This is a genomic window from Hungatella sp. SL.1.14 (assembly GCF_024460495.1).
GTDB classification, from domain to species: Bacteria; Bacillota; Clostridia; order Lachnospirales; family Lachnospiraceae; genus Hungatella; species Hungatella hathewayi.
This window is the reverse complement of sequence record NZ_JANFYJ010000058.1, coordinates 1-4,944: the sequence shown is the minus strand read 5'-3', so window position 1 is coordinate 4,944 and position 4,944 is coordinate 1. Positions and strand designations below refer to the sequence as shown.

7 protein-coding genes and 1 tRNA gene are annotated in these 4,944 nt (G+C 41.8%); 3 read left to right on the top strand and 5 right to left on the bottom strand.

The annotated features are described in order from the left end of the window. The 3 genes from NE473_RS29615 to NE473_RS29605 all read right to left on the bottom strand — a co-directional run. The coding region (locus NE473_RS29615; protein ID WP_256265514.1) for a DUF1351 domain-containing protein at positions 1-812 on the bottom strand (812 nt) is incomplete at its 3' end. Positions 813-963: 151 nt separating this feature from the next. Further along, the gene (locus NE473_RS29610; protein WP_118042835.1) at positions 964-1,152 is read right to left on the bottom strand and encodes a hypothetical protein; all 189 of its coding nucleotides are present in this window, start codon (positions 1,150-1,152) and stop codon (positions 964-966) included. A 139-nt stretch (positions 1,153-1,291) separates the two neighbouring features. Then, on the bottom strand, positions 1,292-1,639 hold the full coding sequence (locus tag NE473_RS29605; RefSeq protein ID WP_118042836.1) for a helix-turn-helix domain-containing protein: 348 nt from the start codon (positions 1,637-1,639) through the stop codon (positions 1,292-1,294). Between the two features lie 97 nt (positions 1,640-1,736). Between NE473_RS29605 and NE473_RS29600 the strand changes: the two genes are divergently transcribed. Then, positions 1,737-1,946 (top strand): hypothetical protein, encoded by a 210-nt coding sequence (locus tag NE473_RS29600; RefSeq protein WP_118042837.1) that lies wholly within the window; start codon positions 1,737-1,739, stop codon positions 1,944-1,946. Between the two features lies 1 nt (position 1,947). On the opposite strand, the gene NE473_RS29595 is transcribed toward NE473_RS29600, so the two are convergent. Beyond that, a complete protein-coding gene (locus NE473_RS29595; RefSeq protein WP_182464898.1) occupies positions 1,948-2,118 on the bottom strand; it encodes a hypothetical protein in 171 nt (56 codons plus the stop codon). Between the two features lie 358 nt (positions 2,119-2,476). Between NE473_RS29595 and NE473_RS29590 the strand changes: the two genes are divergently transcribed. Both NE473_RS29590 and NE473_RS29585 read left to right on the top strand, forming a co-directional pair. Continuing rightward, positions 2,477-2,863, top strand: a complete 387-nt coding sequence (locus NE473_RS29590) for a helix-turn-helix domain-containing protein (protein WP_243110977.1) — start codon at positions 2,477-2,479, stop codon at positions 2,861-2,863. 624 nt (positions 2,864-3,487) lie between these two features. Then, positions 3,488-4,705 (top strand): tyrosine-type recombinase/integrase, encoded by a 1,218-nt coding sequence (locus tag NE473_RS29585; protein WP_118042838.1) that lies wholly within the window; start codon positions 3,488-3,490, stop codon positions 4,703-4,705. A 114-nt stretch (positions 4,706-4,819) separates the two neighbouring features. Here NE473_RS29585 and NE473_RS29580 read toward each other — a convergent pair. Beyond that, positions 4,820-4,891 (bottom strand) — tRNA-Gly (locus NE473_RS29580). Positions 4,892-4,944 lie beyond the last annotated feature (53 nt).

Here is a 4,944-nt window from a genome sequence, read left to right as displayed (position 1 = left end):
GTATATATAACTTTTTTTGCTTCCGGTGCAACCGGCCAGACTCCGGCAAGTGATTCATCAACAGATTTCAACTCATCTACCGTCTCCCGGCGCGTCTCTTCTCTGATCTGCTGTTCCTGAGCTACCCTATCACGTTCCTCACGACGGATTCTCTCGATTTCAAGATCACGTTTTTTCTCTTCCTCTCTGCGGAGGATTTCGAGACGCTGGGATTCGTAGTTGTTGATATACTTGACGGCATTCGCAAGACTCAGATCACGCTTGTACATCTCCAGCGCTTTGGGGACCGCCTCGGAATCCATATTTTTAATGGTCGTAACCTCTTCGTATGACTTGCCGATCACCTCTATCATAGCCTTTTTAACCGCTGGTAATTTGACAGATGCATTTTCCCATTTTGAATCATAGATTTTTTCCAGAGGAAGGTATTCCAGCATCTCCCCGATCACGCTGTCATATAACGCCTGGATATCTGCCTTTCTTTTCGCCACCCTGACAGCTTCCATTTCCTTAAGCTGGCTGTCAATGTCGTTAATATGCTTGTCTACGTACTGTAATAGACCATCAACCTGTACCTTAAATTCATCATACGGTTTCAGCCATTCCGTCTTTACCTGACGGGTCGCTTCAACAACACTCGCCCGCTTTTTTCTCATTTCTGCAATTACTTTTTTTCCAAACGCTTTAGAATCTTCTGTAAATAAAGCACCTTCATATTCCGATACTTCAGCTTTGATCTGCTGCTCATATTCTTCAAAATTTGCATTAATAACGCCTGCGGTCTGTACGACCTCAAATTTCAATTCTGACATATCAGTTCCTCCATATTCATTTCATACTGTTGTCCGTTCAGTCGTATCCGCTCCGTGATCCTGTGTCGCTGTTCTGCTTTCCGCTGGCACTCGTCACATGTTCGACCTTCTCCCGGATCGAGATAACAACCACATGCATCACATTGATATCTCATTTCTTGTCACCCTCTTGATTTTCTGCGGTCCGCATGGTATCATTGGCTTGTAAAGTTTTTTCTTGATTGCCGCTGTGAGTTCGTACCTCACGCGGCTTTTTTCTTGCCTTGCCGTTTCCCCAGTTATGCGGATTCAGGCCGGCGGCCGCTGCGGCTCTGTATGTACCATTCTTGCGCTTGCTCATCTTTCTGCCTCCGTTCTATCCCACATGTATGTATGGTCTACTATCCGCCCGTCGTTGATCTCGACTTCCAGCCCACTAAACCGGTACATGTAATCAAGGACTACAATACCAATATTATTCAGGTCTTCTCTCACTCGTCTCACCCCTTCCCACCAAAAACAATATCTTTCATGGTTGCTTCTTTCTCCGGTACTTTCCTCTTCCGTGACCGGATTATCGATTCAGATTCCACGCTTGGTATCGCGGTCTTTGAATCCTCTCTGTAAAACTGACTCGTCGGTATCCGCCAGTCCCCCAACTTCCGTGTGGCCTGTATCCTGCCACTCTTAATATAGTTGAGTACGGTTGACTTCGAGCAATGCATTTTAACCGCTATGGCTTTCGGTGGAAGAAACTCATCCAGCCCTACGGCTTCCAGATACGCAACGCGGTCTTTCAACGCTGCGTTTTCTTCCTCCAGTCGGTTAAGACGGTCTTCGATTCCCACGGTTATCACCTCCTTATATCTTGTAAAACTTTCCATCTCCATCTATAATGTAAATATCAGCACTGCCATGCTGAAATACTAAAGAAAGGAGATTTCTATGGAAGTCAATTTATCTAATACAGATGCTCTTTTCATTTACGGACATTTTCGTAAAGAGGCCCACAAACTTGAAGCACTAAAAGCTATGCCAGATTGTCCAATCTCAAAAGAAAATCTGGATCAGGATATTCAGCTCTACAATTCTATTGCCGACAAATTCCGTGATGCATATCCTGAGCTATCTGGTCTCGACAATTACAGAATCTAATTTAAGAAGCCTTGGATGCTTCAGCCTCCAGGGCTTCTTTCATTTTTCTAATAAGCATATCTGTAGATTCATATTTTTCAATTTTAACAACGTAAGTCATGCCTTGATGCTTAACCGCTTTCACGTAATCGTGTTTCTTACAGTTCAAAAGCCAAATAAATATTTTCCACATCTCTCTCACCTCCGATTAAATTGTCAACGTGCACTTATCTGTCTGTTTTTCTGCTGCTACAGCGATTCTTCTTATGAGCATTCTGGCTAGCAAGCAATATGTTTCCATTCATAAGCCATAAGTTCCGATTAGTATCCTGAAGACTCTTATAGATTTCTGCTATAGTCTGTAATTCTTTGTCTTCCACTGGAATGTTTTTTAAGTCTGCCATGTCTTTCACCTCGCTTTCTATCGTCTATGACGTTATCATACTCTTCTTTGACGGATTTGTCAATATATTTTTTCGTCATTGACGTATTTTCTTGACAATGACGTATTTATGGTTTATACTTATAACATAAAAGGTGGTGATAATAAGATGGAAATGAAAGATAGAATTAAAAAAATTAGAAAAGATTTAGATTTAACTCAACAGACATTTGCAGAAAAAATAGGAACAACAGCTAATGTTCTTACAAATTATGAAACCGGAAGACGGAATCCATCGAGTTCAGTAATTAATAATATGTGTAAAACATTTAACGTCAACGAAGAATGGCTCCGCACTGGAGAAGGTGATATGTTTACAGCCCCACCAAAAAACGACCTTATAGCTAAGGCCGCTGTATTATTAGGTCAGAAGGATCCAGTTTTCGAAGCATTCGTTGATACATATAGCAAACTGGACCCTGCTAACCGTAAAGTTTTAATAGAATGGGGGCTTGATTTTCTTAACAATTTGAAGCAGCGTTCTGAGGACATTTAATTTTATCCGACCTGCTATTATCTGGATAGGAATTAGCAAAAGTATAGACAGCAAGTATATATTCTATATCATCACTAGCCTCTATACGTTGAATAGTTAGGATTTTTATATCATCAGTTGTCATAAATATGTACCTCCCTTTCCGAGAATACCAGTAAATTGTATGTACTATACATATATTATAACACAAAATTGTTTATTTTGTATATTTTATAGTACAATAGCTATTGGCAAATTCTGGTATTTTCCATTTTTTGCCAGTATTTTTGTTCAAAAAGCACAATATTCTGAAAATGCCATGCATCAACACCGGGAAAGGAAGTATGACACATTATGTGGGATAGCAGATCAGAACATATGTTCTGTTTTGTTCTATAAAAATTATATTACTATTAGGACTAAAAATCAACCCTTTTCAGAACATTTGTTCTGGTGGATTTCTTACAAATTATTAAACCCTCTGTGTTGGTCGCACAGAGGGTATAAACAGACATACCGGCATAGGGGCCGATACAATATTATAGAGCACTTATATTGTATCATTTCGTGCACCTACTGTAAACCGGTATGGTGTATTTTTTGCGCTTAAAATAAGGCTTTAAGGCCAGAAAGAAGGATGATGCAATGAGTATTCAGGAAAGTAATTATATATCAAAAAAGACCGGGAAAACAAAAACGAGGTATTTCGCCAATGTATGGTACGCTGAAGAGAAGCGGGCCATTACCGGCCCCATGCGCGATTCCAAACCAGAAGCCAAAAAGGACGAGGCAAGAATCATACTGGAGATCGAGGCCGGCCGGGCCCCTGCTCCGAAGGCAAAAAAATCCGAAAAGGTGGACGAGGTATATAAATTATGGCACGAGTCCACGAAACCACCAGTATATGCTAACAGCACATGGAATGTATACGCACAGTTTTACGGCGATTATATACAGGAAGTGTTCGGAGACAGAGCCATATCTGATATTACAAGTATACATATACAGCGGTATGTAAATGCCATGAAGGAAAAGCATAGCCCAGAGACAGTAAATAAATGCATCACGGTTCTGGTAAACTTATTCGGATTTGCCATTGATCCGCTTAAGTGCATTACCAGTAATCCAGTAAAAGGTATTAAACGGTGTAAAGTGCCGAGAAAAAAGAAAGTCACCTGGAACGATGACATAGTCACTTATTTTCTCGATCTGCCAGACGTCAGGGCATCACATTATTATCCCATGTTCGTGATCTCCGCTCTCCTGGGCGCACGGCCCGGGGAAGTCTGCGGCCTGCGAGAAAACGGTTTAAACAGCAAGCCCACGTATATGATCGATTTTGAAAAAGGGTATGACAATTGGGAAGTGGATACCGATCTTAAAACCGGCGGATCACACCGGACGCCACCGATACCCAAATATTTATACGATATTATTCACCGGCGCTTGATATGGAAACGGAAAAATCATATGGTAGATCACTCGTGGGGGGACAATGATTATCTTTTTGTAAGCCAAAATGGCAATCCAATCAAACCTCATCAGTACGGAGAGGCTTTTAAGCGGCTTTTAAGGGCACATAACCGCCAGATGAAGGAATATAAGAAAGAACACGGAGAACTGCCAGAAGGGGCATTTCTGTTGCCTGAAATCACATTGTACGGACTCCGCACAAGCTTCGCCACAAATAATATGCGGCGTTGCCCGAATGCCGCTCTTATCTCCTCAGTAATGGGTAACAGCCCTAAGACGCTTATGCAGTTTTACGCGCAGGCCGAAACTGATATGCAGATGGATTTAATTAACGGATACGCTTCAGGGAAGCTCGAGGCAAGAGAAAAGGGGGTCAGAAATGCACTATGATAGTAAGACGAACAATGAAAACTTTAAGCAAAAACTTTAAGCAAGTTGCATTATGTAAACAAAAAGCGAGTTCCCGAAACTCGGGAACCCGCATAAACACTAGGTTTTCAGAAGAGCGCGAGACGGGGATCGAACCCGCGACCCCAACCTTGGCAAGGTTGTACTCCACCACTGAGCCACTCGCGCTTATTCTATAAAAACGAAGCGACTCTCATCTCTCCGTTTTCTCTTATGGCATA

What these genes read in the sequence shown, in the direction of transcription:
- NE473_RS29610 (WP_118042835.1), bottom strand. Translation starts at nt 1,152, where the DNA reads ATGAGCAAGCGCAAGAATGGTACATACAGAGCCGCAGCGGCCGCCGGC.
- NE473_RS29590 (WP_243110977.1), top strand. Translation starts at nt 2,477, where the DNA reads ATGGAAATGAAAGATAGAATTAAAAAAATTAGAAAAGATTTAGATTTA.
- NE473_RS29585 (WP_118042838.1), top strand. Translation starts at nt 3,488, where the DNA reads ATGAGTATTCAGGAAAGTAATTATATATCAAAAAAGACCGGGAAAACA.
- NE473_RS29600 (WP_118042837.1), top strand. Translation starts at nt 1,737, where the DNA reads ATGGAAGTCAATTTATCTAATACAGATGCTCTTTTCATTTACGGACAT.
- NE473_RS29595 (WP_182464898.1), bottom strand. Translation starts at nt 2,118, where the DNA reads ATGTGGAAAATATTTATTTGGCTTTTGAACTGTAAGAAACACGATTAC.